Annotated in this window: 28 protein-coding genes and 1 tRNA gene; 17 read left to right on the forward strand and 12 right to left on the reverse strand. The window is 59.9% G+C overall.

All coding sequences use genetic code 11. The features are described 5' to 3' along the window. The first annotated feature begins 20 nt into the window (after nucleotides 1–20). The 8 genes from CCC_RS13295 to CCC_RS21275 all read left to right on the forward strand — a co-directional run bounded on the left by CCC_RS13295 (nucleotide 21) and on the right by CCC_RS21275 (nucleotide 6212). Complete coding sequence (locus CCC_RS13295) at nucleotides 21–1043, forward strand: ABC transporter permease (RefSeq protein WP_009869070.1); 1023 nt, start codon at nucleotides 21–23, stop codon at nucleotides 1041–1043. Further along, nucleotides 1040–1885, forward strand: coding sequence for an ABC transporter permease (locus CCC_RS13300; RefSeq protein ID WP_009869069.1), 846 nt, complete (start codon nucleotides 1040–1042; stop codon nucleotides 1883–1885). Before CCC_RS13295 ends, CCC_RS13300 begins: the two co-directional genes overlap by 4 nt. Further along, nucleotides 1882–2853 (forward strand): ABC transporter ATP-binding protein, encoded by a 972-nt coding sequence (locus CCC_RS13305; protein ID WP_041041825.1) that lies wholly within the window; start codon nucleotides 1882–1884, stop codon nucleotides 2851–2853. Before CCC_RS13300 ends, CCC_RS13305 begins: the two co-directional genes overlap by 4 nt. Next, nucleotides 2850–3800 (forward strand): oligopeptide/dipeptide ABC transporter ATP-binding protein, encoded by a 951-nt coding sequence (locus CCC_RS13310; protein WP_041041827.1) that lies wholly within the window; start codon nucleotides 2850–2852, stop codon nucleotides 3798–3800. The genes CCC_RS13305 and CCC_RS13310 overlap by 4 nt, the downstream gene beginning before the upstream one ends. Before the next feature lie 229 nt (nucleotides 3801–4029). Further along, nucleotides 4030–4293, forward strand: a complete 264-nt coding sequence (locus CCC_RS22185; RefSeq protein ID WP_152619775.1) for a hypothetical protein — start codon at nucleotides 4030–4032, stop codon at nucleotides 4291–4293. A gap of 148 nt (nucleotides 4294–4441) precedes the next feature. After that, complete coding sequence (locus CCC_RS21765; RefSeq protein WP_082036618.1) at nucleotides 4442–4735, forward strand: hypothetical protein; 294 nt, start codon at nucleotides 4442–4444, stop codon at nucleotides 4733–4735. Then, a complete protein-coding gene (locus CCC_RS13315) occupies nucleotides 4732–5358 on the forward strand; it encodes an AAA family ATPase (RefSeq protein WP_009869066.1) in 627 nt (208 codons plus the stop codon). Before CCC_RS21765 ends, CCC_RS13315 begins: the two co-directional genes overlap by 4 nt. Before the next feature lie 440 nt (nucleotides 5359–5798). Beyond that, nucleotides 5799–6212 (forward strand): bacteriohemerythrin, encoded by a 414-nt coding sequence (locus CCC_RS21275; protein ID WP_052473223.1) that lies wholly within the window; start codon nucleotides 5799–5801, stop codon nucleotides 6210–6212. Nucleotides 6213–6351: 139 nt separating this feature from the next. Here the strand turns inward: CCC_RS21275 and CCC_RS22190 are convergent, their stop codons facing one another. Both CCC_RS22190 and CCC_RS22195 read right to left on the reverse strand, forming a co-directional pair. Then, nucleotides 6352–6615, reverse strand: a complete 264-nt coding sequence (locus CCC_RS22190; RefSeq protein ID WP_152619776.1) for a hypothetical protein — start codon at nucleotides 6613–6615, stop codon at nucleotides 6352–6354. Nucleotides 6616–6678: 63 nt separating this feature from the next. Then, on the reverse strand, nucleotides 6679–7182 hold the full coding sequence (locus CCC_RS22195) for a hypothetical protein (RefSeq protein WP_152619777.1): 504 nt from the start codon (nucleotides 7180–7182) through the stop codon (nucleotides 6679–6681). 269 nt (nucleotides 7183–7451) lie between these two features. On the opposite strand from CCC_RS22195, the gene CCC_RS13325 reads away from it, so the two are divergent. Both CCC_RS13325 and CCC_RS13330 read left to right on the forward strand, forming a co-directional pair. Beyond that, a complete protein-coding gene (locus CCC_RS13325) occupies nucleotides 7452–7667 on the forward strand; it encodes a hypothetical protein (RefSeq protein WP_041042381.1) in 216 nt (71 codons plus the stop codon). A 141-nt stretch (nucleotides 7668–7808) separates the two neighbouring features. Then, a complete protein-coding gene (locus CCC_RS13330) occupies nucleotides 7809–8378 on the forward strand; it encodes a tyrosine-type recombinase/integrase (RefSeq protein ID WP_009869064.1) in 570 nt (189 codons plus the stop codon). Nucleotides 8379–8390: 12 nt separating this feature from the next. Here CCC_RS13330 and CCC_RS13335 read toward each other — a convergent pair whose 3' ends face one another. The 7 genes from CCC_RS13335 to CCC_RS13360 form a co-directional block, all read right to left on the reverse strand. Continuing rightward, a complete protein-coding gene (locus CCC_RS13335) occupies nucleotides 8391–8948 on the reverse strand; it encodes a bacteriohemerythrin (RefSeq protein ID WP_236686383.1) in 558 nt (185 codons plus the stop codon). Beyond that, nucleotides 8935–9321, reverse strand: a complete 387-nt coding sequence (locus tag CCC_RS13340) for a response regulator (RefSeq protein ID WP_052473225.1) — start codon at nucleotides 9319–9321, stop codon at nucleotides 8935–8937. Before CCC_RS13340 ends, CCC_RS13335 begins: the two co-directional genes overlap by 14 nt. Before the next feature lie 66 nt (nucleotides 9322–9387). After that, entirely contained in the window at nucleotides 9388–9705 is a 318-nt protein-coding gene (locus CCC_RS22200; protein WP_152619778.1) for a hypothetical protein, read from the reverse strand. A gap of 554 nt (nucleotides 9706–10259) precedes the next feature. Next, nucleotides 10260–10724 carry a bacteriohemerythrin gene (locus CCC_RS13345; protein WP_041041829.1) on the reverse strand — a complete coding sequence of 155 codons (465 nt, stop codon included), beginning with the start codon at nucleotides 10722–10724 and terminating at the stop codon, nucleotides 10260–10262. A 125-nt stretch (nucleotides 10725–10849) separates the two neighbouring features. After that, nucleotides 10850–12394 carry a tyrosine-type recombinase/integrase gene (locus CCC_RS13350; protein WP_236686384.1) on the reverse strand — a complete coding sequence of 515 codons (1545 nt, stop codon included), beginning with the start codon at nucleotides 12392–12394 and terminating at the stop codon, nucleotides 10850–10852. A gap of 144 nt (nucleotides 12395–12538) precedes the next feature. Then, a complete protein-coding gene (locus tag CCC_RS13355; protein ID WP_009867124.1) occupies nucleotides 12539–13015 on the reverse strand; it encodes an HIRAN domain-containing protein in 477 nt (158 codons plus the stop codon). Beyond that, complete coding sequence (locus CCC_RS13360) at nucleotides 13012–14310, reverse strand: DUF3987 domain-containing protein (protein ID WP_160295535.1); 1299 nt, start codon at nucleotides 14308–14310, stop codon at nucleotides 13012–13014. Before CCC_RS13360 ends, CCC_RS13355 begins: the two co-directional genes overlap by 4 nt. 502 nt (nucleotides 14311–14812) lie before the next feature. Here CCC_RS13360 and CCC_RS22445 point away from each other — a divergent pair. From CCC_RS22445 to mamR, 4 genes are read left to right on the forward strand one after another with little or no spacing between them, the layout of a single operon-like run. Then, nucleotides 14813–16189, forward strand: coding sequence for a plasmid recombination protein (locus tag CCC_RS22445; protein ID WP_269078893.1), 1377 nt, complete (start codon nucleotides 14813–14815; stop codon nucleotides 16187–16189). A gap of 2 nt (nucleotides 16190–16191) precedes the next feature. Continuing rightward, nucleotides 16192–17355, forward strand: coding sequence for a CDF transporter MamV (mamV, locus tag CCC_RS13370; protein WP_152619780.1), 1164 nt, complete (start codon nucleotides 16192–16194; stop codon nucleotides 17353–17355). A 28-nt stretch (nucleotides 17356–17383) separates the two neighbouring features. Further along, entirely contained in the window at nucleotides 17384–17737 is a 354-nt protein-coding gene (locus CCC_RS21780) for a CZB domain-containing protein (RefSeq protein ID WP_082036623.1), read from the forward strand. Nucleotides 17738–17750: 13 nt separating this feature from the next. Continuing rightward, nucleotides 17751–18056 carry a magnetosome protein MamR gene (gene mamR / locus CCC_RS21280; protein ID WP_052473230.1) on the forward strand — a complete coding sequence of 102 codons (306 nt, stop codon included), beginning with the start codon at nucleotides 17751–17753 and terminating at the stop codon, nucleotides 18054–18056. On the opposite strand, the gene CCC_RS13385 is transcribed toward mamR, so the two are convergent. The 3 genes from CCC_RS13385 to CCC_RS13395 form a co-directional block, all read right to left on the reverse strand. Further along, the gene (locus CCC_RS13385; RefSeq protein ID WP_052473232.1) at nucleotides 18053–19012 is read right to left on the reverse strand and encodes a cation diffusion facilitator family transporter; all 960 of its coding nucleotides are present in this window, start codon (nucleotides 19010–19012) and stop codon (nucleotides 18053–18055) included. The two genes, mamR and CCC_RS13385, sit on opposite strands and share 4 nt — an antisense overlap. A gap of 84 nt (nucleotides 19013–19096) precedes the next feature. Beyond that, complete coding sequence (locus CCC_RS13390) at nucleotides 19097–21115, reverse strand: site-specific integrase (protein ID WP_082036624.1); 2019 nt, start codon at nucleotides 21113–21115, stop codon at nucleotides 19097–19099. A 148-nt stretch (nucleotides 21116–21263) separates the two neighbouring features. Beyond that, a tRNA-Gln gene (locus CCC_RS13395) sits at nucleotides 21264–21337 on the reverse strand. Nucleotides 21338–21563: 226 nt separating this feature from the next. Between CCC_RS13395 and CCC_RS13400 the strand changes: the two genes are divergently transcribed. From CCC_RS13400 to guaB, 3 genes are all read left to right on the forward strand, one after another. Further along, nucleotides 21564–22565 carry a Ppx/GppA phosphatase family protein gene (locus CCC_RS13400; RefSeq protein WP_236686385.1) on the forward strand — a complete coding sequence of 334 codons (1002 nt, stop codon included), beginning with the start codon at nucleotides 21564–21566 and terminating at the stop codon, nucleotides 22563–22565. Then, on the forward strand, nucleotides 22565–23308 hold the full coding sequence (locus CCC_RS13405) for an RlmE family RNA methyltransferase (protein WP_009871143.1): 744 nt from the start codon (nucleotides 22565–22567) through the stop codon (nucleotides 23306–23308). The genes CCC_RS13400 and CCC_RS13405 overlap by 1 nt, the downstream gene beginning before the upstream one ends. A 76-nt stretch (nucleotides 23309–23384) precedes the next feature. Beyond that, nucleotides 23385–24845, forward strand: a complete 1461-nt coding sequence (guaB, locus tag CCC_RS13410) for an IMP dehydrogenase (protein WP_009871142.1) — start codon at nucleotides 23385–23387, stop codon at nucleotides 24843–24845. Nucleotides 24846–24863 lie beyond the last annotated feature (18 nt).

Here is a 24863-nt window from a genome sequence, read left to right on the forward strand (position 1 = left end):
CCCCTGGCGGGAGCCATCCCATGCCGCCTGTCATCTTGCTGATCGCCAAACGAATCCTGGGCGCCCTGCCCAGTATCGCCGCCGTGGTGGTCGTCACCTTCGTTCTGACCAGGGCTCTGCCGGGCGATCCCGCCGCCTATTTCGCCGGTCCCGCCGCCGACCAGGAATCGGTCGAGGAAATCCGCCGCAAGCTGGGCCTGGACAAGCCCCTTCCCGTTCAGTTCATCGCCTATCTGGGCGACCTCGCCCAGGGAAATTTCGGAACCTCGCTGACCACCGGCCAGCCGGTCGCCGCCGACATCGCCCAGCGCCTGCCCGCTTCGGTGGAGCTGACCCTATGCGGCCTGGTGCTGGCCCTGGTGATCGCCATTCCGCTGGGTATCGCCGCCGCCACCCGGCCGGGATCCTGGGTCGACCATCTGGCCCGGGTGATCAGCACGGCGGGAGTGTCGCTGCCAGTCTTCTTCACGGGGCTTCTGCTGGTCTACATCTTCTATTACCTGCTGGGCTGGGCACCCGCGCCCATGGGACGCCTGGACCTATTCGCCACCGCGCCGCCCACCATCACCGGTTTCTATCTGGTCGATTCCCTGATCGCCGGAGACGGAGCCGCCTTCCGCGCCAGCGCCGCCCAGTTGGCCCTGCCAGCCCTGACCCTGGGCCTGTTCGCCCTGGCCCCCCTGGCCCGCATGACGCGCGCCTCCATGCTCGGCGTGCTGTCCTCGGACTTCATTCGCACCGCACGGGCCAGCGGCCTGTCGCGGGGAACCGTGCTGGTCACCTATGCACTGCGCAACGCCCTGCTGCCGGTGGTGACGACGCTCGGCATGGTCTTCTCGTTCCTGCTGGGCGCCAATGTGTTGGTGGAAAAGGTGTTCGCCTGGCCGGGAATCGGCTCCTACGCCATCGAGGCGCTGGTGGCCTCCGACTATGCCCCCGTTCAGGGCTTCATCCTCACCATGGCGGTGATGTATGTGGCCCTCAACCTGATGATCGACATCCTCTACGGCCTGATCGATCCGCGCGTGAGGATCGAGGGATGAGCGAGACAACCCGCCATATCCGCTACGTCCTGGCCGAGAACCCGGTCACCGCCGGGGCCTTCGCGGGCTTCGCGCTGCTGATCCTGCTGGCGCTGTTCGGTCCCGCTCTTGCCCCCTACGACCCGCTGGTCAGCAATACAGATCTGGCGCTCAGCCCCCCAAGCGCCGAGCACTGGTTCGGCACCGATCACCTGGGCCGCGACATCTTGTCGCGCGTCATGGTGGCGGCCCGCCTGGACATGCAGATCGCCCTGGCGGCGGTGACACTCTCCTTCGCCTTCGGCTCCCTTCTGGGCCTGTTGGCGGGCTGGCACGGCGGCCGCGTCGACCGCATGATCGGCCGGGTGGTGGATACGGTGATGGCCTTCCCCCTGTTCGTGCTGGCCATGGGGATCGTCGCCGCCCTGGGCAATACCGTGGGCAACATCATCTATGCCACGGCCATCATCAACATGCCCTTCTACGCCCGCATGGCCCGCGCCGAGACAGCCGCCCGGCGGGACGCCGGATTCGTCGAAGCGGCGCGGCTGTCGGGCAATTCCGATCTGCGCATCCTGGCTTTCCAGATCTTCCCCAACATCCTGCCGCCCATGATGGTGCAAGCCTCGCTGAACCTGGGCTACGCCATACTGAATGCCGCCGGCCTGTCGTTCATCGGCTTGGGCGTTCGCCCGCCCACGCCGGAATGGGGCATCCTGGTGGCCGAGGGTGCCACCTACATCGTCTCCGGCGAGTGGTGGGTCGCCCTGTTCCCCGGCCTGGCCCTGATGGCGGCGGTGTTCTGCTTCAACCTGCTGGGCGATGGGTTGCGCGACATCATTGACCCCCGCAGGAGGACATGATGCTGCTGTCCGTCGAGAACCTCTCCCTTTGCTTTCGCACCCGCTCCGGCGTGGTGCGCGCCCTGGAGGATGTCAGCCTGTCCCTGGCCAAGGGCGAGACCCTGGGCGTGGTGGGTGAATCGGGATCGGGAAAGTCGGTCCTGTCCTTTGCCGTGATGGGGATCTCCGATTCCGCCGCCACGGTGACGGGGGGCAGCATCCGCTTCGAGGGCCTGGACCTTCTGACCAGCGACGGCGACTCATTGGACGAACTGCGCGGCGCCGAGATGGCGATGATCTTCCAGAACCCGCGCACGGCGCTCAACCCCATCCGCCCGGTAGGGCGGCAGATCGCCGACGTCTTGCTGCGCCACGGCGGCGTCACCCATGCCCAGGCCAAGGCCAAGGCCGTGGAGATGCTGGCCAAGGTGCGGATTCCCGATCCCGAACGCCGCGCCCTGGCCTATCCCTTCGAGATGTCGGGCGGCATGTGCCAAAGGGTGATGATCGCCCTGGCCCTGGCCTGCGGCCCCAAGCTGCTGATCGCCGACGAGCCCACCACGGGTCTGGACGTGACCACCCAGGCGGCGATCATGGATCTGATCGAAGAACTGGCGCGGGAAAGCAACATGGCCACGTTGCTGATCACCCATGACCTGGGCCTGGCGGCGGAACGCTGCCATCGCATCGCGGTCATGCATGCCGGTCATGTGGTGGAGGTGGCTCCGGCGGACGAGCTGTTCGCCAATCCACGCCATCCCTATACCGCGCGGCTGATCGCCACCACGCCGCGGCCAAGCACCAGCCTCGCCGGTCTGGAGCCCATACCCGGCTCACTGCCGGATCTTCGGGGCGAACTGCCCCCCTGCCGCTACGCCGAACGTTGTGAACGCCGGACTCCGGACTGCGACCGCCAGCCGTTGCTCCGCCAGGGCGATGCCAGCCGGACCGTCGCCTGCCGCAACCCGATCATGGGAGATGCCGCATGAGGCCGCTTCTCGACGTCGTGGATCTGTGCCGCCGTTTCCCCGTGGGCAAGGAATCCTTCCTTCACGCCGTGGACAATGTCAGCCTGCACGTTCAAAGGGGCGAGGCGGTGGGGCTGGTGGGTGAATCCGGCTGCGGCAAGTCGACCCTGGTGCGCATGCTGACCCGCGTCCTGGACCCCTCGGAGGGCTCCATCCGCTTCGAGGACAAGGAGATCGGCTATATCCCGGCTGCGCGCTTCACGCACTCGCCCGAGCGGGGCCTGATCCAGATGGTATTCCAGGACCCGACGGAAAGCCTCAACCCCCGATTCACCGCCTTCGACTGCATCGCCGACCCTCTGAAGCGGCTGAAAGGCCCCTGGACCCAGGCCAGCCTCACGGCGCGGGTGGAGGAACTGGCTTCCATGGTGGGGCTGCCGCTGCCGCTGCTGACCCGCTTTCCCCACCAATTGTCCGGCGGTCAGAAGGCCCGCGTCGGCATCGCCCGCGCCCTGGGCCCTGAACCGCGCCTCCTGATCCTCGACGAGCCCACATCGGCGCTGGATGTTTCGGTTCAGGCGGTGATCCTGAAGCTGCTGGACGATCTTCGCCTGCGCCTGAACGTCAGCTATCTCTTCGTCAGCCACGATCTCAATGTGGTTCGGCTGCTGTGCAGCCGGGTGGTGGTGATGTATCTGGGCAAGGTGGTGGAAAGCGGCCCAACGGACCGGGTGTTCGACAGCCCGGCTCATCCCTATACCCGCGCCCTGCTGTCCGCCATCCCCTCGGCACGCGGCGCCCCGCCCCTGCGCTTCCGCCTGTCCGGAGAACCGCGCAGCCCCATCGACCCCTCTCCACAGGTTTGCCGCTTCTTCGGCCGCTGCCCGGAGGGACATGCCCGCTGCGAGGCCGAGATGCCGGATCTGCAACAGTTGGGGCCTGATCATTTCGCGGCCTGCCATGGATAGCCTTAGCATCCTCTTCCAAGTACACGCCTTGGCTCATGGCCATGCTGTGGTCAGCGAAAGCCGCTTCAGGGATTGCTGGCCTGGGTGACCGCCTGCCGCGTGAATTCTATGTTCCAACCCCGTGAAAAACGGGGGAATTGCCCTTTTCACGCGCTTACGTAGTTCTTCTTTTGTTCTTGACATTTTCAGATGAAGCTGGCATGGTCCGCCGGCTCGGCTCTCACAAGTGATGGGCGAGCATTTGGCGCCCGGCATCCGCATTCCCCATCCCGTCATACGCACGCGGCTGCGCGGCCTTGGCCTTGCCACCATAAACAGAAAGCTCTCCCAGGCGGACAATTCTTCGTCCGATGACGGCCAGCAATTGGCCTATAATCCGGCAGCAACCAATCTGCTCGACACGATCTTGCAGCGGAGGTCGAAAGGCGGCGGTGGCGGTGGCAATTCCTGCCCCGGCGACCGGGGGCCGGGGATCGAACGAGGATTGCGATAGATTGGCGGAGCTTGATGAGGATATGTGCCGGAGGCTTCCTCCGATTCCGCGCTTGCGTCAGCCGTGCTGGGAATCTGCGAACCAGCGGAACGCGGCCTGCAAGGCAGGCCGCCCGATGCCGCCGCTCAATACTGGAGATTGGTAACGCATGGATGAATACGCCGTTGAGGTAAGGGCCAAGGGAGCCGATAGCTCCCTTGAACCGTTTCACATCTATGTTGGTGCGCCGGAGATCAAGGATGGCGTACATGCCTGCCTGTGGTGGTGCACCGGGTTTAGTGGTGGTTTTTGGCAGGGCGGAGCGTCACCGGAACAAGCATATCGAGAGGCATTCAAGAATGTCGCCCGGCTGATCCATCACGATGGCTTGACCCTGCTAACGACCGAGGGCGCCCCCTTCCACCTTCCTGATCCACCTGACGGATGCGAGGAGAAGGGATGAAGCCGTCCACCCTTGCCGCCCCCTTCCTCAAGCGCGTCACCCTGCTCCCCGAGAAGGTGGAGGCGGGCCGTTTTCCCTTCGGCCATCTGCCGTTCCTCAAAGGGGATGATTTCGTCCTCGATTTCGGATCAGCCATCACCATCCTGGTGGGCGAGAACGGCAGCGGCAAATCCACCCTGATCGAGGGGATCGCGTCTTGCGCCGGTTTTCCCATGCTGGGCGGCAGCCGGGACCACCGACCGGCAGAGGACGCGGGCTCGGGTGCATTGGGAAGCGCCTTGCGCCTGTCCTGGCTGCCCAAGGTCTCCAACGGCTTCTTCTTCCGGGCCGAGAGCTTTTTCGGTCTCGCCGGCTATCTGGACGAGGTGGGCTCCCTGGACCGCCAGGGCGGACGGGCTCTGCACCGTCAAAGCCACGGCGAGGCCTTCATGGCCTTGTTCAAAAATCGCCTCGACTCAGGCCAGCGCGCCATCTACCTGCTGGACGAACCGGAAGTGGCGCTGTCACCGCGCAGGTCGCAAAGTCGGTTGATGTGTCTGATCCATTGTATTGTTGTCATAGCGCGTTTCCTTTCCATGCGTTTTCTGGTGAAAATCGCTGGGGCGGCCTGGAAAACGCAATGAAAGAGGCTGTCACTGTTTCCGTCGAAAGCAGTTAAGCCCCAGCATTGTATTTATGATGGTCGGCGGCCTATCTGCAGCTGATCTGTGAAATAAATTTTCTGCAATTGTCACGGTTTGCTCCATTGCTGCATAGCACAAACCAGCGCATTCATAATTCATTGATTATACAGCTGAAATTCAACGGATTATCGCCTTGCCGTGTTACACGACACTCGTGCCTGTAGGTTTAACCTACGCATGGCCCGCGATCATGAAAGGGCCATTTATACCTCTGCATTTTCTGGACTGAATAGATGGCTGGTCGTATATGTAGGTAATAGAGACGGCGCATCCATGGGCAAAAGTGCAATGACGATACGGCCGTATTAGCGATCGATTATCTCATCGTCCTTGGTCGTGCTGGTGGCCGCCGTTTTCAAGTGTTCAAGGGAGCCGACCAGATGGATCTGAACTGGAAGTCGGAGTACGAGACTGGCTATGACCGAATAGACTGGGAGCACAGAGTATTTCTCGATTTGGTCTCGGAATTTGTATCGGAGGCAGAGGGAGACGGTGAGCACACGCTACTACTGCGCCTCGCTCATGAAGTTTATAAATACGCCGACTTCCACTTTTTCAGCGAAGAGCGGGTGATGGTGAAGCTAAGCTATCCAGAAGCCGAGCATCATCGCCAAGTGCACAAGGCGCTGCTTGAAGAGTTGAGGGTCTTTATTGATTCCTTGTCCATCGATCGTTATCAAGCTGAGCCGATGGCTCGCTTTCTTGTTCGGTGGTTTCTGTCCCACACGGCAAATGAGGACCATAAGCTGGCAGACAGTGTGGTGGAATTCCGAGCTCGAGGCGGTCACATTTAGCCATATCGACCAGTATGTTTTCCCGATACCAGCCTCTTGTCGTGTTACACGACACTCGTGCCTGTAGGTTTAACCTACGCCTGGCCCGCGCACACGTCGTCCACTTGTCGGGAAACCCGACAAGTTTCAGCCAGCATTGCTATTCCTCACCAACCTCAAGAGAATTGATCTTCGTGACGGTGTCCACCTGAAGATCTCTGATCGCCCTCACTCTTTCTATTGAAAGGCGGAACTCCTCATCTGCTCGATCAAGATCGGCAATGGCAGATGGGGTTAGCTGCCCAATTGTTTGAAGGCGATGACGAATCAAAATCACGTCGCGCCTTGCAGTGGCCAACTGGTTCAGGAGAGTGCGTGCACCTTCGGTGAGCCTCTCTACGGAAACAATACCATCTGCAAACATTGCATCGCACCTAATGCTATAAAAAAACGATTTAAATTAGCAATTGTTCAAAAATAATCACGGTTAGTTGATGCTGGACTCCAGGCTCATTATTGCGCTGCGGGCATCATCTATTGCCGCGATGTCTTCATTTGAAAGGCCATTTCCTCCGTTAGCATACTTCCCTATATATGCAACCTCTTCAAGTATCTCCAGCGCACTCGAGGCACGCCATTTATTTGCTACGTATTTGCTGCGGGCCGCATTCCTTGCATCATTAACAACATCGTGAACGCACTCTATAATAATACTAACAACTGATCCGCCGATGTCTTTATGTATGCCCGCCATTATTGTGCGAATTTCATTTGAGGAGTTTGCTGTTTTATCTTGATCTAGCCTTGATTCCTGAAGGCAGTCTAGGTTGTATAGTCTTTCTATTGCGCCAACAACATCGCGCTTAATGTCATTGTGCCTCCTGCAGTCGTTTGGCAACTGCTTGAGGAGAGCGATGTCGGACGCAATCTCTCCAGCGACATCGCGAATGGCTTTAAAAACCAAATTGGTCTGCTGGGCTGAGGTGGTCATGATGCGGAACTCTTAAGGCTGCGTAACTCGCGAGCAGGTTCTCCATGCAGGTGAAATTATACACGGAAATTTTTAATGGGCTTTGCCGTCAGGGAAAACCAAATGTGAATGAACGGCCGTAGCGACGATACTTACAGCCTATAGCACATGAAAATTTTGCATGACGGCACGCCCGTCGGCTTTCCCTACGCCAGCAACTTGTCAGGAAACCCGACAAGTTGGCCGCGGCCATAAATACCGTCGGGAAAACCGACAGCAGGAGGGAGCCGATGCGGATGTGGGAGATTGTGGCCGAGGAGATCAAGGCCAACAGCATCGGGGATAATTTGAAGAAGCAGGCCGACGCGAAGGCGGATCAGGCGAAGAAGCTCAAGCAAGCTGCTTCCGTTCAGAAGAAGCGCGAACAGGTCAGCAGCGCGAAAGCGTCCATGGCGAAGAAGCAAGGCGATCTGACAAAGCTCATTGCGACTGGAAATCAGCTATGAGCAAAACATAATAAAAGCAGCATTTCATTATGTTTGCAGTTAATCCCTTGATTATCAACGCAGATAATCACCGTAGCGATATCGGCGATTTCACTCATATAATGTTTTACCTAATGCGATAACTTTTCATTAGGTAAAGCGATGAAACAGGCAAAGGTACTCAGCGAAGCGGAACTGAAGCGCGTGCTATCGGTGATCGCCAATCAACGCCATGCAGCACGCAACCGCATGGCGGTCATGTTGAGTTTCTACGCAGGAATGCGCGTCGGAGAGATCGCCCATTTGAAACTCGGCGACGTTCTTGATGGTGATGGCCGCGTAAAGGACCAGATCACGCTGTTGGCCCACTACACCAAGACCGCCGAAGCCAGGGCGGTCTTCGTCAGCGGCAAGCTGCGCCGCGAGCTTGAGCGGTACATGTTGTCGGGAGTCCCGACAACTGACCGCGCCGCGCCGTTCCTCGTGACGCAAAAGGCCACCGCGTTCTCGGCCAACACGCTGTGCCAGTTATTTGGACAGATTTATACGCTGGCCGGAATTGATGGTGCGAGCAGCCACAGCGGTCGGCGGTGGTTTATCACCCAGTTGGCCCACAGCGGCGTGTCCGCGAAGGTCATCATGACGCTGGCCGGTCATCGCCACTTGTCCACCACGCAGCGTTATATCGAGGTCAACGACCAGATGATGAAAGCTGCCGTGGAGGTGCTGTAGCTGGCAGAGAGGTTAAACCTCAAGTTCATTGCCATCCTCATCAGATAGATAAATTAAAGGGCGGCTGTCTACGTTGTCGTTTGTCAGATAGCCACTGTATTGTTTGTCAATAGTTTGAATATGTCCCACGAGCCATCGCTCGACGAGGCCGCTCATTGTTGCCGCAATATCTTTATTTCCATTTCTATAATCTTGAGCGATTTGATGCGCCTTCGCGGCAAAAGCTTCATGTGCAGCAAGATGTTCGGCCAAATAGGGATAGTTCACGGCGGCCATTGCCATCTCTTCGCGCAGGAAATGGCCTTCAACGTATTCTTCAAGTACATTAATCGCCGTTTCGATTAGGTAGTCATTCCCTTCCTCTGGGCCTTCTATAACATCGCGGAGCAGCCCTGCCAGCCTAAAGAAGGCTTGATGGTCTTCGTCAATGATGTCCACGCCAACGGACAAGTCAGCCGACCATCCATCGGGTACCTTATCCTGTTCTATGTTTTCAGACATATGCGCCACCGTGATGAACGGAAAACAAATACGAATGTATGCGACCTGCTTTCGGTCAAGCTGGCCCAAGAATTTTGATTATCCCAGAATGAAGCTTTTTGATCGAAAATGGCTTTTCCAAGAACAAGTCCACACCTGCCTCGTATGCCTTTTTTTCCGCATCTGCGCCCACCATCCCAGTCAGTAGGACGATTGGAATTTTTTGATCAATGCCATCAATCCCTGAGCGAATGCGTTGAGTGCATTCAAGCCCATCCATCACGTCCATCTTCCAGTCCATAATGACTAAGTGAGGAGACGTTTCACGGATCTTGGCAATCGCATCTTCACCATTAATCGCCTGGACGATATCCTTGATGCCGATGCCATTAAGGACCTCGAAAATCAAAGTGCGTGTGGGCGGATTGTCGTCAACAATCACCGCAGTCTTTACCTTATTCATTTGCCGCCCTCGAAAAATTGCTGGGCACAAAAATGCCCGCTCTGTGGCCATCGATTTGCATAAACTCTAAAAGGTTTTTGCTGTCATTTCCAGACCAAGGCAGAGATGCACGCGCATCGCCGTGATGTTCAGCTTATAAGCTGGAATGCTCGTCGGCGAGATCGCCACTTGAAGGTTAACGACCAGATGATGAAAGCTGCGGTTGAGGTGCTGTAGTTGGCGAATAGCAAATGCGGACAAATCCGACGATTTAGAGCTATGCGAAATTATATTGCGGTTCATTCGCAATAATTGTTCTTTGATTACCCCCCCTGTGTGTGTTAAATAGTCAAAACCATTCAATAAGTATGGGTATTTGGGGGCGGGAATGCTGGCAAGCAACATGGCGGGGACCAAGGCGGCAGCGATGGCCCCGATGGTTGGAAAGACAGTGGCCGTCGGAATTGGCGCGACCGTCGGATGGGGCGTTTTATCCGTCCTGGCCTTGGCCGCAGTGGGCAGTGTCTATTTCGCAAGGAAATACGCAGGCCCGCTTCATGTGCCAGTTACCGATCTCGAGGCATAGGCCAGCGCCTTTTCGCTCGGCCACGCTGTGCGTGACGATGATCTGGCCGAACTCGCTAAACAAATAGCTCAGGCATGGGCTCGCGGTAGCGGTCGATCTGAAATTCAGGGGCAGATGCTGGCGAACTGGACAAGCAGTTGGCCGCTGCAAAAGGCCGTTTCGGCAAGAAGCTCGCGTAAGAAGCTTTTCCAGCCCCACACAAACGGGGCTGGACTCATGAGTGCCGCACTATGCGGTCCCCGGCTTTGAAGCGTGTATGGGGGCTGGCAGCGCGAAAGCTGAGGTGTCCATATATAAGGTGTGCGTGCCGTGTAACACGACACTCAGTCGGTCGGCTCGGGCGCAAGACAGGTCAAGATGCTGGCAGAGCGGTTCAAGTCCGAGCCAGTATCAGGTGCTTGCTCGGGGGAACGGCCTCCGCAGCCGCTAAAGCGGCGGCGTCTCCTCGGATAGCAACCGCCATTAAAGCATCTAGTCCCGTAATATGGTCAGCAAGCCAGTTTACGACACCCTTGATCACATCTTCGCCAATGACAGCGTTTTGATCTGAGATGATCTGCTCGCGCAATTTATGGACATGAGCCTCAAAGCCTTCATGGGCGCGCCTATGAGCCTCCATTCCATTATATGCACATGCGGCCATGGCGCGTTCTTCACGGCGAAAATGATGCTCAACGTAATCACACAGGGAATCGATCACGTATATCAGGGTTTTGTGGGGGAAGTTGTACGCGCCCATAGCATGAATATCATTGATCCACGCAACGATATTCCTGTGGTCGGCATCGATTGACGGCACTCCAACTTCCAGAGCACTTTCCCAATTGATCAGAGCCATTGGCGGTGCTCCTGCGTTGCGTGCGAAATAGGAGCTGGAACTTTAATGCATATGTCATGCTCAATCCCAGCCCAATAGTACTCCTTTTCAAGCTGTCGTGTAACACGACGGCGACCTGACCAAAATCAGTCCAGCATATCGCTCAATCTGATCTTCGCTCGCCGCTGCGGCAGATTGGGATCGGGTTCGGCCTCGGGCGCATCAGGGTCAAAGGTCGGGCCTTCGGGCGCTTTCCGTAATAGCGCTTCGGCCATCGCAGGATTCTCGGACAGCATGTCCATCCATGTCTTCATATCAAGCTGCTGTTTATCGTGGGTCAGTTCCTCCGAGCGCTGCTGCGGCTCGTCCTGGCCGTAGTGCTTGCGGATCATCTCCACGCTCGTTCCCATGTTCTTCGCCAACAGCCACACATCCACTCTGCCGTTGATCAGGCGGTCGGTCGCATAGGTATGGCGCAGGCTGTACGGCGCGAACTTTTCCCCATGCCGATTTGTCACCAAATCGACCGTCTTGAGCAGCGCTTCCATTCCATGGATGAAGCTCTTGATCGGCTTGCCCGTCGCTCTGTCGGCGAACACAGGATCGCGGGGCTTGGTCCAAGGCGAAAATGACTTGATGTATTGCAGGGCGCTCCATGTGTCCTCGCTGCTGACCGCGAGCCGTTTGCCTGTCTTCGTGTCATCACGGACATGGACATGGGCGATCTTACGAGTGCCAAACTCAGCCTTGGCCTCGGCCAGTTCGCAATCTTCCCACCTGAGTTGCTGGTGCTCTTTCCCAGGGCGCAGGCCAGTCTCGAACATGAACCGCATATAGCCACAGAGCATCTTGCGGTCATGCTGCACCACGGGGCCGTTAGCACTCTCTATATACGGCCCCATGGCCGCTTCCACGCGCTTCCATTCCGAAGGCGAAAATGCTGGCCGCCGATTGTCCTCGCGGGGGTCTTCCTCAATATCGGGGATTTGATCGCGCGTAATCCATTTGCGCTTCAACGCCGCCTTGAAGATGGCCTTGAGAATGAGGATTTCACCCGAGCGCTGCGTCTGCGCTTTCTTCGGCATTTTGGCCTTGATAAGCCTGCCGCCGCGCATATATTCCCGCGTTTCCTCCTTGGAACCAGGGCCGCTAATCCAGTAGTTCAAGCGCCAAATCTTATACGCTTCGATGTGCTCCTGCATGATCGCGTCGATGGCCTTGCTCTTGAAATACGGTAGCAGATAGCGGTCGATGACGGCCTTGTTATCGCGTTGTGTCCGAGCCGTCTTTTTCCCTGACGCTACAGCAGCAGCGAGGTCTTCAAGGTACGCATCGACCGACCGCTGGAAGGTGCGGCTGTGAATGGCAATGCCGCGACGGTGATCAGCGGTCAGTTCGTAGAACTTTTCGAGGGCGACTTCCTTGGCCTCGTCCAAGTCGCGCTTGCCCGTCGTTTTGGTCACATAGCCTTTGTGGCCCTTGATCTTGTAGCGAGCCGTCCAAGTCAACGTCCCCATATAGAGACGCTGGTACAGCGCTATAGCGCCATCGAGAATATGAACAACATTGCCCATTTCCGCCTCGCAAAGGCCCAATTTATTGCGGTGCAGCACGGCCAAAATGACCAATGAGCAGCGTTGGACCACTGCTAATGTACTGCTAATGCTTTTTTTGGGCAATGCGACCGCCAAGGCGATCTGCTAACGCATTGTATTTATTGGCAAAAGTTGGCTGGGGGACTAGGACCCCGATTTCGCTCAAAGCGAACAGCCTAACCATTTGGAAAAGAAGAGATTTTTCTTCGCTCGATAGGGAGTGTGCGTCATCTTCGGGCTTCAGTCCAGCAGTTCATGCTTGGCGAATATCCAGCCGCTCGTGGGCGCCTTTGCGGATGGGACAGAGGGATCGCTACCACGTCGGCGCCCTACCGCCGGTCTGACGCTGATGGCCGGGCCGTAATACTCCACCAGCACCGTGCTGGGATGGTCCGCCGTCGCCTCCCGGATGATCCGCGCCCACAGGGCATGGCCGGCATCCATCACCGGCGCCAGCATGGCGGCGGCGCAGGCTGGGACGTGGCCGACCTGGGCCTGTGCCGACCATAGGGCAATGGCGTTCTCGTCGTGGAGATTGTCCGGCTCGCGGATCGCCATCAGGATGTCGCCAAAGCCAGCCCCGTCCATGTGGGCGCCGGGATAGTAGAAGGCACCAGCCACCCGATCCGCCGCCATGGCGGCGTCGGGCCGGGCTACCAACCAAGCCCGGCCCTCGGCGACGGCCATCTCCCGCTCCAGCCGTTCGTGGGCACTCATGCTGCAGCCTTGTCATCGGCCAGGCCGGTGTTGTCATTGGCTCCCGGCAGCGGTGTCATGACCTCCAACACGAACTCCGCCATGACGTTGTTCTGGATGTCGCGGACGCCGGAGATCAGCTCCCGCTTGCTCGGGCGGTGGCCGATCTTGGCCTGGAAGACCTCGGCCTTGACGATGACCGCCTCCAGCTTGCTCAGGTTGTAGCCGTCCAGCAGGCGCCGCGCGTCGGTCAGGTGCAGCACCGCCACCCGCATGGCCCAGCCCACGTCCTCGGCGTCGATCCGAGCGTCGTCCTTGCCCAGCAGGACGTGGTAGATGGCGGCATATTTGAAGACGCGCCACATGACGCGCCGGAAGAAGCTGGCGGGGATGGCATGGTGCTGTTCGAAGTGGTGGCGGAAGCCGGCCTCGAATTCCGCTTCGGCCTCGGGCGTCACCGTGTAGAGGGAATGCAGCGGCAGGGCGGCGATGGTCTCCCATGCCGCCTGCAGCGGGGCTAGGTTGCCCGCCTCCTCGACGCGGTAGATCGGGAAGCGATGGGGCGGACGGGCCGGATCCGCTTCGCCGATGACAATGCCGAACCTCTGCATGAAGCCGTCCAGCATGCTCTCGGCCGAGACGATGGTGGTGAAGGTCTCGAACACCGTGGTGCCCAGGATCACCAAGGCCGGTTCCTCCACCTCGATGGAGCCCTTGGCGGTGCGCCGGGCCAGCGGCTTCCCGTCATGGGCGCGCAGCAGGTATTCCCTCATCTCCTCGGCATAGGACTGGGTCTCGATGCGCCGCAGGAACTGGCCCCATTCATCCTGCAGCCACAGGCCGCGATTGTGCGCAGCCAGCTCCTCAATGAAGCGGGCGGAGGTGGTGGTCTCGGGGAACAGCCGAACCGGCATGACGCGAGCCAGCACCGAGGCGGTCTTGGTCTTGCCCGCCCCGCTGGGGGCCAGCAGGGTCGACCACAGATCCGGCTTCAGCCTGGTGCCCGCCACCTCGATCTCCACTCCCCGATCCAGCAGGTAGGCAGCCATGATGTGCAGCACCATGAAGGCGGGCAGTTCCAGGGGGAAGTCCGTGGTCCGTTCGAACAGGCTGACCGCCCGGTCCAGCAGGCTCCCTGGCGGCATGATGGTAAGACCCCGCCAGGTGGTCGAGGGCGTCTTGGCGGCCAGTAGGCCGCGAAGGGCTTCGGTCTGCTCGGCCCCCAACCGCCTCTCGGCGATCAGGTCCAGCAGGCTCAATTGCACCGGCTTGACGGTAGACAGCGTCCGCTTCCTCGCTCGAATTACCTTCGGCATGGTTCTCTCCCTCCCTGGGGCGGACGGTCTTGCCCGCTGGTGTCGACCTATGCCCCCGTCGGCGGGTATCAAGTCGGGAGGGAAGTTTTTTTGCTGCCGCCGTGCCCCCCCTACCGTCAGCGCCAGCAGATTGGGCGAAACCCTAGGCACACCGCGCCTCTCAGGGCGATTTGGGGCCGTCTGCAGTGCGTCTACAGCCCATCGGCACTTGGGTGCGGTGGGCGCGATGTCCGGTCTCGCCGCAATCCTCCATCGTCGATTGGGGGGGCGATCGGCGCCGCTGGTTGTTCCTGTTTTCTGGGGTCCAGGGCTCTCCCTGGCATACGGTCGGCATTCGCGAAGAGAATCCCGACGGCGTAGGTGCCGCCTTTTAGGCGAGCTGGCTCTTTTTTGCCTTTTCCCCGTTGACCTTCCCTTTTTTCGCTCGATGTCGACGGCGGGGCGATTTCGCAAGGAGGGCGTCATGGCGGACAACGACAACAATGGCGGTGGCGGCGGGCCGATGTGTATCCTTCGCCATGGGCGGAAGTCACATACGTGGGGGGAGCTTCGACAGGCTACGCAGCACACCGTCCGGGATCCGGCCGTAAGCTGGTTGGGAGACAATATCGACCCCGAACGGAGCGCCACCAATTTGGTCCTGGTGGGCACTGGCGACGTGGTCGAGGACGTGCGGACGCGCTTGGCCGCCGTCGGCCTGGAGCCGAAGGCCGGCCAGGTCGTCGCCCGCGAGTTGCTGGTCACCGCCTCCCACGCCTATTTCGGCGGCGATGGCCATACCGGCCGAGACGGCGACTGGGACCAGGATCGCCTTACGGCCTGGAGGTCGGCGACCGTCCAGTTCCTCCATGGCGAGTTCGGCGCCAATCTCGTCACCGTCACCCTCCATCTCGACGAATCCGTTCCGCACGCCCACGTTTGGGTCACGACGGCGGTCAATGTGCAGAAGAACGGGCGAGGCCGACCCCGCAAGGATGGCACCAAGGCGGCGCCGGTCATGGGCTGGACCCTCAACCACGACAAGGTGATGGGAAGCGGCAAGGAGGCGTTCGCCGCCCGCCAGGACCGCTACGCCGACGCCATGGAGCCCCTGGGCCTGAAGCGCGGCCAGCGCCAGAGCAAGGCCCACCACAAGCCGATCCGCAAGTTCTACGCCGAGCTGGAGGACCGGGGCGCTGCCGCCGAAGCCGAGCGCCAGGCCGCGCGCGAAACCCGCCTGCAAGCCGAACAGGACGCCATCCGCGCCGATATCCTGCGCCAGGGTGCCGAGCACGCCACCATGCTGGCCCGACAGGCGCAGCAGGCCGCCGAGGCATCTCGCAAGGCCATCATCGCCGCCAGGACGGAGGCTGAAGAATCGCGGCGCCGAGCGGTCGAGGCCGAACAGGAACAGATCGCCCTGCTCGCCAATGTCAAAGGCGAGCGGGACACCGTGGAAGATGACAAACGCGCCCTTGGCATTTTTGTCAAAGCCCATGGCATCGAGAGGGAGTTCGACCAATGGCGGGCCGATACCAAGGCCGTCGCCGCTCTGCGACAAAACAAGGGAGCGGAATGGGGCCAGTATGAAAAGTCATTGGCGGCTTATGCCACCGACCTCAATCAATACGGCACCCTGCGCGATATCATCGTCCGCCGGGCCGATCGGCATCTGCGGTTCCTGCTGGAGGTTGGTGCTATGGCCCTGGGGCATTCCTCGATCTTCCGCAATCCCGCCCGCCTCGTCACCGATGGCATTGCCGCCTGGCTGCGGCTCGTCGGCGGGAATGATCTTGTCCAGCGTCACCGCACCGTTGTCGGCTGGATGCGGGAGTTCTGGGCCTCCGTGGTCGATGTCGCCATCGAGGAGCCGCAGCGGAACAGAGGGCGGGAGCGGTGACGTTGGATAGTACCTCTCATATGACTGGGTCGTGCAAGACCCAGCTATGTCATCGACCTGAAATATTTTTGCACCTGGCGCAAGGTCATGCTCCGCAAGGTGCGGCTTTCAACATTCGGAATATGATTTGGCGCTTCTCCGGGCTCATGATGGAGGCTATTCTTGCCCGGAACCTGAAAGGACTGGCAGTTCATATGGGAAATCCGGGCTGTAAAAGCTGCGTAGAAAAAGCCGCGCGGTTGGATCTGGGAGGCACGCTGGCCCAAGCGGTATTTCGGAGCCTGCTCGGTGTCATGTCAGGCAGTATGGGCATGGCCGCACAGGGTTTGTATTCCATCGGTGACGCCATCACCAAGAGCCTTACTCTCGCCAGCATCCGAATTTCCAAGATTCCACCGAGTAAGACTTTTCCATTTGGGGCCGGAAAGATTCTGTTTGTCACCTCGCTTATCATCGGAATATCCCTCATCGGGACAGGCGTCTTTCTGGCCAGCACGAGCTTCAATGAGCCGAAGACTGTGGAGGCAACAAGCTCCCTGTTTGCCATCGTCGGCGTCATAATCTCCGCAGCTTTCAGCGAACTGATGTCGCGCTATCTTTCATGCGTCGCCAAGGAAAATGACAACATTGCACTCCGTTCTGCGAGCCGTGACAATCGCATCGATGCGATCACCTCCATCGTCGTATTCACCGGAATTGTTCTTTCCGATGCTGGGATTGATGCTGCTGATCACATCGCCGCGCTCCTCGTCTCCGTCATCGTCATGAATATGGGCAGAATCATCGCTTGGGATGCCATCAAGGGCCTTTTGGACGTCTCTGTTCCGCGCGAAGCCCTTGATGAAATTGCCCGCAAGTCACGGGCGATAAAGGGCGTTAGAGAGATCAAGCTAATTCGTGGCCGCAGCCTCGGAGAGTTCTGGGAAATATATATGCATGTTTCGGTTGATGAAACGCTGACGGTTGCCGAAAGCAACGCCATCGTTAGCAGCCTGAGGGAAAATATCCTTGGTAGTTTTCCAGACGTTCAGCATGCTTGGATCATCACGGTGCCAGACAAGAGCCGAAAAGGTGATGTCCCGGATTACTGGGCGGATCATTTATTCGCGGACGCGATAAACATCGCGGAACAAGAGCCGTCGGCGGTGGGCCTGCCTTCGGAATAATTTTCGCCATAGCCCACGATGAGGCACCATGATTGACATATCAAAAGCGCGGCTGGTTCACCTTCGATGGCTTCTCCAGCTTGAAAAGAGGATCCGGCACGAATCGGCGCCGACACTTGAATCCTGTCGGACGTGTGAGCTCGGGAAATGGATATATTCAGAGGCACTCGAAAAATATAGTGCATACCCAGAGATTTCGTTTCTCGAGAAACGTCACCGGCATTTTCATGAAACAGCGGATATTCTGGTGAAATTGTTCGGTGACCGAAATTTTGTCGAGGCCGAAGTTGCTCTCGATGAGTTGAAGCGTGATAGCCAAGATCTCATTTTCATGCTGACAATGTTTGAATATCGCTACACCGGGTTCAATGAGGCCAGCTGAGAAGGAGAAACCCATGGCGAAGTCATCAAAGTCGCTAATTTCTATTGATAAGATTTTAGAAATTTTAGCCTCTGCTATTAGTATCGTTCTTGGGCTATTCGGACTTAGCCAGCACTACGGCTCCAATACGATAAAGCCGGCGCGTATTTATTCCAGCGGCGATGCCGCTGAATTTTTGGAGATGGATCGTCTGGACGTGCTCAAGCTCATCAAGAGTGGCGCGATCCAAGCCACCAAGGGTGGCAACGGCAACTATCTGATTGTCGGCCAGTCCCTGATCAATTACCTAGCCTCACCCACGATCTCATCATCCGACTAATCGGTCGCGTCGGCGTATTGGCCGGGGATAACAGGTCCGGTCATGCCACACCACGAACGGTGTCGCGACATGCCCACCGGCTCCTCGTGAACCTGAACCTCTGCGCTTGGATAGGCGGCGAGGATAATGTCGATGGTTTCCTCGGTATAGCGATGGGCGTCATGTAGCGACAGGTCGGGGTTCATCTCGACATGGAGTTGTATGAAAATCTGCGGCCCCGCCGAGCGCGTGCGCAGATCATGAACCCCTTTCACTTCTGGATGGGACAGCGCCAGATCCCGGATCTTGTGCCTCTCTGCATCGGAGAGTTCACGGTCCAGAAGGATGCCGACGGATTCGCCAAGGATCGTCTTGGCGTTCAAGGCCAGATAAACCGCGACACCAAGGGCGAACGCAGAATCCACCCATGTCATTCCCGCGAGACCGGTTAGCAATAGCGATATGATGATGCCGACATGGATTACTACGTCCGTTGTGTAATGGATCGCCTCTGCCCGCACTACAAGTGATCCGGTCAGGCGGATCACATGCCGCTGATAAGCAAGCAACCCACCCGTCAGAACGATCACACCCGCCATGGCCCAAGCGCCCCATTCCGTATTGGCAACAGGGTGAGGGTAGCGGAGCCGATCCACGGCTTCGATGAGGATCATAATGGCGACGCCGAACAGGAAAACTGCTTCGGCCAGAGCCGCCAACGGTTCTATTTTACCGAAACCAAACCGATGGGATCGACTGGCTGGGCTAAGTGCCTTGCGAACCGCCATGAAATTGGTCACCCCAACGCTGCAATCGAGGATCGAATCCATCAACGAGGTCAGGACGCTCATTGAATCGGTCATGGCCCACGCTCCGATCTTCATGCCGAGCATGACGGTGCCGACAGCTAGGGCCGCAGTCGTCGCCGCCTTCTTCAGCCGACCGACTTCTTCAGGCCCGGGAGCATAAGGTGTCATGGGGTGTGGTCCTCTGCTGTCGAAAACGCTTGGTGTACACCCTCGATTCGTACCGGCGGTTTAGTTCATTTGATATTATCACCGTTACCTCAGTTTACCGGGCACCAGCTTACGCTTTCTGGCACGCTCTCCGCCAAGTGTCTCGGCGCGAGGAGGGCGTGCCCTTTCTGGTTTTTCGCGCTGTGAAGTTGTCTCGGCTGAAGCCGCTTCCTCCTGATCGATCCATTCGATCTCCGTCGGAATCGTCCGGGTTGGCTGGGCTTGGCGATAGAGGTGGCTGAGATCAAGACCCTCGTATGACAATGCCTTGATGGTCGGAACCGTCTCGGCAGGTTCGAACCCGTGGAAATACACCACGTCCATCTCGTCGGTCTTCCGGTGCCCCATCACCTCGCCGACCATGAGGGGATGCGCCTTCAACTGGCGGATTAGCCTGGTCTTGAAGGTGTGGCGCAGGGAGTGGAAATCCCGCCAGCGCTGGTACATGCCGTGCTTGGTCAGGTATTCGCGGAACCACTTGCCGAAAGCCTGGCCCGGCTTTGCCTTCGCCCGCAGATCGGGGAACAGATGAACGTGACCCTTGACCTTCATAGCGTCACGGAATTCGATCAGACCGATTCTTTCGAGCATCGGGTGGACGGGGATCTTGCGCTGGGCGGCCTTGGTCTTGCCTGCCCCACGCTCCTGGGCAACAAGGAAGAGCCAGGACTTGTTCCCCTCGTCCCAAACGATGTGGTCTACGTCCAGCATGGCGATCTCGGTCTCGCGCATGCCGGTGAACAGGCCGATGAGGGGGATCCAGAACTTGCCGTCATCGGCCAGATAGCCGTTCTCCCTTGTGGCAGACCTATTATGGGCGCTGACGCTGCCGGTCCATACGGGAAGCCTAACCATTCTGTTGAGCTCCATCGTCTCCCAGATCTCGCGGGTATTCGCTTCCACTGCCACGTCCTGCTTCGCGAACAGGACCCCAGTGAACGGATTGGTCATGGGGTAGCCGCTACGTAGAATGCGCTGGCCAAAGGCATCGCTGAAAAAGGTCAGGTGCTTGTTCACTGTCTTCTTGGACATGGGCTTGGCCCGTTCCTCCGCCTCGGCCCGTGTCATTTTCATTCCGCCAACGGTAACCACCTCTTTCGGATCGCTACCATTGCCCAGCTTTTTGAAATCCGCTGCGATGGCCTTGCGTAGTCCGATGGCCTTCGGCAAGTCGACCTCTGCATAGATGGACTTGCCATTCAGGGCCGGCAGGCTGCACAGCCACTCCCGAAAACCGAAGGCATCGGCCTTCTGAACCTGGGCGAAGGGCAAATCGCTCTTGTAGGCGAGGAACAGGCGGAGCGCCACGCGGGCCTGCTTGGCGGTGCCGCTGGTCTCCTTCCACTTCCCTTCGGCCTCCTTGGTGGCGATGTTCTTTTCGAACATCTCCGAGACCTTCTCGCGGGCGGCTTCGGCTCCGGTGCCGCCCGCGCCGATGGCAGGGGCACCGTTATTCGAGACGAAGGGATGGATCGGGGCGCGGTAGATGCCTTGTTCCCGCTCGGATTCGATGTCCAAGGCAGCGCCCACGGTGGCCATGGCCTTTCGCAGGAACAAGCGCCATTCCGCCTTGTCATGGAGCGGGCGCATCTTCCGCTCCTTCAGCATTCGCTCCACGGCGGGAATGACAGGATCGAGGATGTTGTGCCGGAGGTGGACCCGCCAGTTCCAACCGATATCGGGATCGTTTGCAGCCTCCTGTAGCTCCTGCTCTTCTTCGGATGCATCACCATCGATGGTCCAGGGCGAATCGCCCGATGGACGGGCGGCGCGGATGACCTCGCCGGTCTCCAGCACCTCGGTGAAAAGGTCGAGGAGGATTCGGTCGAGGTCCTGCTGGGTCGGAAGCGACAATCCGCTCATGGCACTCGCTTTCAGGTGCTGCGCCACTTCCTCTACCACCGCCGAGAGGCGGCGGGCAAGGCGGCGTGCGTGCTCAGGTTCGCGAGTGCGGAGAGATCGGGCGAAATGCGACCGCCCAAGGATCTGGCCGAGGGCAACGGGCAATCGGCAACGCCAATAATACGTCGCCTCACGACGGAACAGATGGTTGGTGTTCACCATTGGGCAGGCCCTTCTCTGGGCGCCGTGGCTTCGTCAAGGTGCTACACCTAGGTGTTACACTCGCCGAAAAGCCCCTGGCGCCGGTCTCGCGACGAGAGAAGAACTCGTTGGTTTCAAATGGTATTTTCCCGCCTTGAAGGGCGGGAAATGGCTGGGGGACTAGGATTCGAACCTAGACTGGCGGAGTCAGAGTCCGCTGTCCTACCGTTAGACGATCCCCCACCAGTCTGGCTGGTGGTCGTTCGAGGCCCCCTAAAGCGGGGGGTGACCACGAGAGGCGCACCTTCTAACACAGGCTCCCGGCGGGATCAACGTGAAAGATCAAGGCGCGGGAACTCGTGGGAACCGGCGGAAAAGCGGGCGTTTTCCGCCCCGGGGAGAGGGCGCTTCCCACCAATGCCGGTTTGGGGGTAACATCCGCCGCCCTAAAATTGCTGAGTTTCCGGTTTTGGCTTACGCCTCCTCGTCCTCGTCCCGCAATGCCCCGCTTTACGCCGCCCTTGATCTTGGCACCAATAACTGCCGGATGCTGGTGGCGCGTCCTCAGGGCCGGGGTTTCAAGGTGGTCGATGCCTTTTCCCGAGTCACCCGGCTGGGCGAGGGTTTGAGCGCCAGCGGCGTGTTGTCCGAGGCGGCCATGGCCCGGACCCTGGACGCGCTGGAAGCCTGCGTCGAGAAGCTGGAGCGCAATCAGGTGGGCCGCGCCCGCATGGTCGCCACCGAGGCCTGCCGCCGTGCCGCCAACGGCACCGAGTTCACCACCCGGATCACCGAGCGCACCGGCCTCAAACCCGACATCATCAGCCCGCGCGAGGAGGCCAGCCTGGCCTTGGGCGGCTGCGCCTCGCTGCTGGACCCCCATGTACCCTGGGCGCTGGTTTTCGATATCGGCGGCGGCTCCACCGAACTGGTCTGGGTCCAGAATTCTCTTCTGGGCCAGCAGGTGATGGGCGTGCAATCCATTCCCACCGGTGTGGTCACCCTGGCCGAGCAATGGGCCCAAGAACTGGCCTCCAACAGCGGCTATGCCCGCGTGGTCGAACGCATCGGCGCGGCCTTCCGCCCCTTCGAGGCCATGCATACCATCGGCGCCATGATGGCTGGCAACATGGTGCAGATGCTGGGCACCTCGGGGACCGTCACCACGCTGGGCGCCCTGCATCTGGGGCTGGAGCGTTACGACCGATCGCGGGTGGACGGGCTGGAGCTGGGCTTCGCCGACATCGCCGCCGTCACCCGCAGGCTGGCTGCCATGACCCACGAGCAGCGGGCCGCCCATCCCTGTATCGGAGAAGAGCGCGCCGATCTGGTGGTGGCGGGTTGCGCCATCCTGGAAGCGGTGTGCCGCTTATGGCCGCTGGGCAAGCTGCGCGTCGCCGATCGCGGCGTGCGCGAAGGCGTGCTGCTGTCCATGATGCGCGAAGACGGAACCTTGGGGGCGCGCAACTGATGGCGACTGGTGGCAAGAAGAGTTCGGGGCGCACCACCGGGTCGGGCCCTGGCGGCGGTTCGCGCAACCTGACCGTCAAGGTCAAGACCGCCAAGCGGCGCAAGCTGTCGTCCACCCTGTGGCTGCAGCGCCAGTTGAACGACCCCTATGTGCACGAGGCCAAGCGCCTGGGCTTTCGTTCCCGCGCCGCCTTCAAGCTGATCCAGCTGGACGAGCGCTTTCACATCCTGAAACCCGGCCTGCGGGTGGTCGATCTGGGCGCCGCGCCCGGCGGCTGGACCCAGGTGGCGGTGGACAAGGTCGGCGCGCTTCGCCCCAAAGGCGGCGGCAAGGTGGTGGGCATGGACATTCTGGAATGGGATCCGCTGCCCGGCGCCATCACGCTGCAAGGCGACTTTCTGGCCGACGACGCCCCTGATCGCCTGAAGGAGGCCCTGGGCGGCCCCGCCGACGTGGTGCTGTCCGACATGGCGGCGCCCACCACCGGGCACCCCTCCACCGATCACCTGCGCATCATCGGCCTGGTGGAGGTGGCGCTGCACTTCGCGCTGGAGGTCCTCACCCCCGGCGGAACCTTCGTGGCCAAGGTCTTCCAGGGCGGTACCGAGAAGACCCTTCTCGACCAGCTGAAACGGAACTTCACCACGGTGCGCCACGCCAAGCCCCCGGCCTCGCGCCAGGGTTCCGCAGAGACCTATGTGGTCGCCACCGGCTTTCGCGGGGAAGGTATGAATTCCCCATAAGTAAGCGACCCTTGAGGCCAGCTTGCGAATGTGTATGATGGCGCGCCACTAACCGGACCCCACCACCGGAGGCGGCATGATTATCAAGGAAGCCCTTACATTCGACGACGTTCTGCTGGTCCCGGCGGAGTCGAACGTGTTGCCCGCCCAGGCCGACACGCGCACACGCCTGACCCGCTCCATCGAATTGGGGATTCCCCTGCTTTCGGCCGCCATGGACACGGTGACCGAAAGCCGTCTGGCCATCGCGCTGGCCCAGGACGGCGGCATCGGCGTCATCCATAAGAATCTGGACATGGACGCCCAAGCCGCCGAGGTCCGCAAGGTCAAGAAATTCGAATCCGGCATGGTGGTCAATCCCCTGACCATCCATCCCGACCAGACCCTGGCCGACGCGCTGCGCCTGATGTCGGACTACAAGATTTCCGGCATTCCGGTGGTCGAGCGCGGCTCGGGCAAGCTGGTGGGCATTCTCACCAACCGCGATGTGCGCTTCGCCAACGACGCCGCCCAGCCGGTCTACGAGCTGATGACCAAGGACAAGCTGGTCACCGTGCGCGAAGGCGTCGATAAGGAAGAGGCCAAGCGCCTTTTGCACCAGCACCGCATCGAGAAGCTGCTGGTGGTGGATTCCGACTACCGCTGCATCGGGCTGGTCACCGTCAAGGACATGGAAAAGGCCCAGGCCCACCCCACCGCCGCCAAGGATGAGAAGGGACGCCTGCGCGTCGCCGCCGCCACCAGCGTGGGAGCCGACGGTTTCGCGCGCGCCATGAAGCTGATCGAGGCCGAGGTGGACGTGGTGGTGGTCGATACCGCCCACGGCCATTCCAGGGGCGTCATCGACACCATCGCCGAGATCCGCAAGGCCTCGCCCCATATCCAGCTGGTGGGCGGCAACATCGCCACCCCCGAAGCGGCCCTTGCCCTGATCAAGGCTGGGGCCGACGCGGTCAAGGTGGGCATCGGGCCGGGCACCATCTGCACCACCCGCATGGTGGCGGGCGTGGGCGTGCCCCAGCTTTCCGCCATCATGGAAGTGGCCGAGGTGGCCCATAAGCACGGGGTCTCGGTGATCGCCGACGGCGGCATCAAATATTCCGGCGACATCGCCAAGGCCATCGCGGCGGGCGCCGATTGCGTGATGATCGGCTCCTTGTTCGCCGGTACCGAGGAAAGCCCCGGCGAAGTGTTCCTGTTCCAGGGCCGCTCGTACAAGTCCTATCGCGGCATGGGCTCGTTGGGCGCCATGGCGCGCGGCTCGGCCGACCGCTATTTCCAGGCGGAAGTCAGTGACAAGCTGAAACTGGTGCCCGAGGGCGTGGAGGGCCGCGTTCCCTATAAGGGCCCGGTCAGTACCGTCATCCACCAGATGATCGGGGGCTTGCGCGCTGGCATGGGCTATACCGGCAACGCCACCATCAAGGATATGCAGACCCGCTGCACCTTCCGCCGCATCACCTCGGCGGGCCTGCGCGAAAGCCACGTCCACGACGTGTCCATCACCAAGGAAGCGCCGAACTACAAAACCGATTGAAGGGATGCGGGCGCAACG

Source organism: Paramagnetospirillum magnetotacticum MS-1, assembly GCF_000829825.1.
In the GTDB taxonomy this organism is placed as follows: Bacteria; Pseudomonadota; Alphaproteobacteria; order Rhodospirillales; family Magnetospirillaceae; genus Phaeospirillum; species Phaeospirillum magnetotacticum.

What these genes read in the sequence shown, in the direction of transcription:
- CCC_RS13295 (WP_009869070.1), top strand. Translation starts at nt 21, where the DNA reads ATGCCGCCTGTCATCTTGCTGATCGCCAAACGAATCCTGGGCGCCCTG.
- CCC_RS13300 (WP_009869069.1), top strand. Translation starts at nt 1,040, where the DNA reads ATGAGCGAGACAACCCGCCATATCCGCTACGTCCTGGCCGAGAACCCG.
- CCC_RS13305 (WP_041041825.1), top strand. Translation starts at nt 1,882, where the DNA reads ATGATGCTGCTGTCCGTCGAGAACCTCTCCCTTTGCTTTCGCACCCGC.
- CCC_RS13310 (WP_041041827.1), top strand. Translation starts at nt 2,850, where the DNA reads ATGAGGCCGCTTCTCGACGTCGTGGATCTGTGCCGCCGTTTCCCCGTG.
- CCC_RS22185 (WP_152619775.1), top strand. Translation starts at nt 4,030, where the DNA reads ATGGGCGAGCATTTGGCGCCCGGCATCCGCATTCCCCATCCCGTCATA.
- CCC_RS21765 (WP_082036618.1), top strand. Translation starts at nt 4,442, where the DNA reads ATGGATGAATACGCCGTTGAGGTAAGGGCCAAGGGAGCCGATAGCTCC.
- CCC_RS13315 (WP_009869066.1), top strand. Translation starts at nt 4,732, where the DNA reads ATGAAGCCGTCCACCCTTGCCGCCCCCTTCCTCAAGCGCGTCACCCTG.
- CCC_RS21275 (WP_052473223.1), top strand. Translation starts at nt 5,799, where the DNA reads ATGGATCTGAACTGGAAGTCGGAGTACGAGACTGGCTATGACCGAATA.
- CCC_RS22190 (WP_152619776.1), bottom strand. Translation starts at nt 6,615, where the DNA reads ATGTTTGCAGATGGTATTGTTTCCGTAGAGAGGCTCACCGAAGGTGCA.
- CCC_RS22195 (WP_152619777.1), bottom strand. Translation starts at nt 7,182, where the DNA reads ATGACCACCTCAGCCCAGCAGACCAATTTGGTTTTTAAAGCCATTCGC.
- CCC_RS13325 (WP_041042381.1), top strand. Translation starts at nt 7,452, where the DNA reads ATGCGGATGTGGGAGATTGTGGCCGAGGAGATCAAGGCCAACAGCATC.
- CCC_RS13330 (WP_009869064.1), top strand. Translation starts at nt 7,809, where the DNA reads ATGAAACAGGCAAAGGTACTCAGCGAAGCGGAACTGAAGCGCGTGCTA.
- CCC_RS13340 (WP_052473225.1), bottom strand. Translation starts at nt 9,321, where the DNA reads ATGAATAAGGTAAAGACTGCGGTGATTGTTGACGACAATCCGCCCACA.
- CCC_RS22200 (WP_152619778.1), bottom strand. Translation starts at nt 9,705, where the DNA reads ATGTTGCTTGCCAGCATTCCCGCCCCCAAATACCCATACTTATTGAAT.
- CCC_RS13345 (WP_041041829.1), bottom strand. Translation starts at nt 10,724, where the DNA reads ATGGCTCTGATCAATTGGGAAAGTGCTCTGGAAGTTGGAGTGCCGTCA.
- CCC_RS13355 (WP_009867124.1), bottom strand. Translation starts at nt 13,015, where the DNA reads ATGAGTGCCCACGAACGGCTGGAGCGGGAGATGGCCGTCGCCGAGGGC.
- CCC_RS13360 (WP_160295535.1), bottom strand. Translation starts at nt 14,310, where the DNA reads ATGCCGAAGGTAATTCGAGCGAGGAAGCGGACGCTGTCTACCGTCAAG.
- CCC_RS22445 (WP_269078893.1), top strand. Translation starts at nt 14,813, where the DNA reads ATGTGTATCCTTCGCCATGGGCGGAAGTCACATACGTGGGGGGAGCTT.
- CCC_RS21780 (WP_082036623.1), top strand. Translation starts at nt 17,384, where the DNA reads ATGATTGACATATCAAAAGCGCGGCTGGTTCACCTTCGATGGCTTCTC.
- mamR (WP_052473230.1), top strand. Translation starts at nt 17,751, where the DNA reads ATGGCGAAGTCATCAAAGTCGCTAATTTCTATTGATAAGATTTTAGAA.
- CCC_RS13385 (WP_052473232.1), bottom strand. Translation starts at nt 19,012, where the DNA reads ATGACACCTTATGCTCCCGGGCCTGAAGAAGTCGGTCGGCTGAAGAAG.
- CCC_RS13390 (WP_082036624.1), bottom strand. Translation starts at nt 21,115, where the DNA reads ATGGTGAACACCAACCATCTGTTCCGTCGTGAGGCGACGTATTATTGG.
- CCC_RS13405 (WP_009871143.1), top strand. Translation starts at nt 22,565, where the DNA reads ATGGCGACTGGTGGCAAGAAGAGTTCGGGGCGCACCACCGGGTCGGGC.
- guaB (WP_009871142.1), top strand. Translation starts at nt 23,385, where the DNA reads ATGATTATCAAGGAAGCCCTTACATTCGACGACGTTCTGCTGGTCCCG.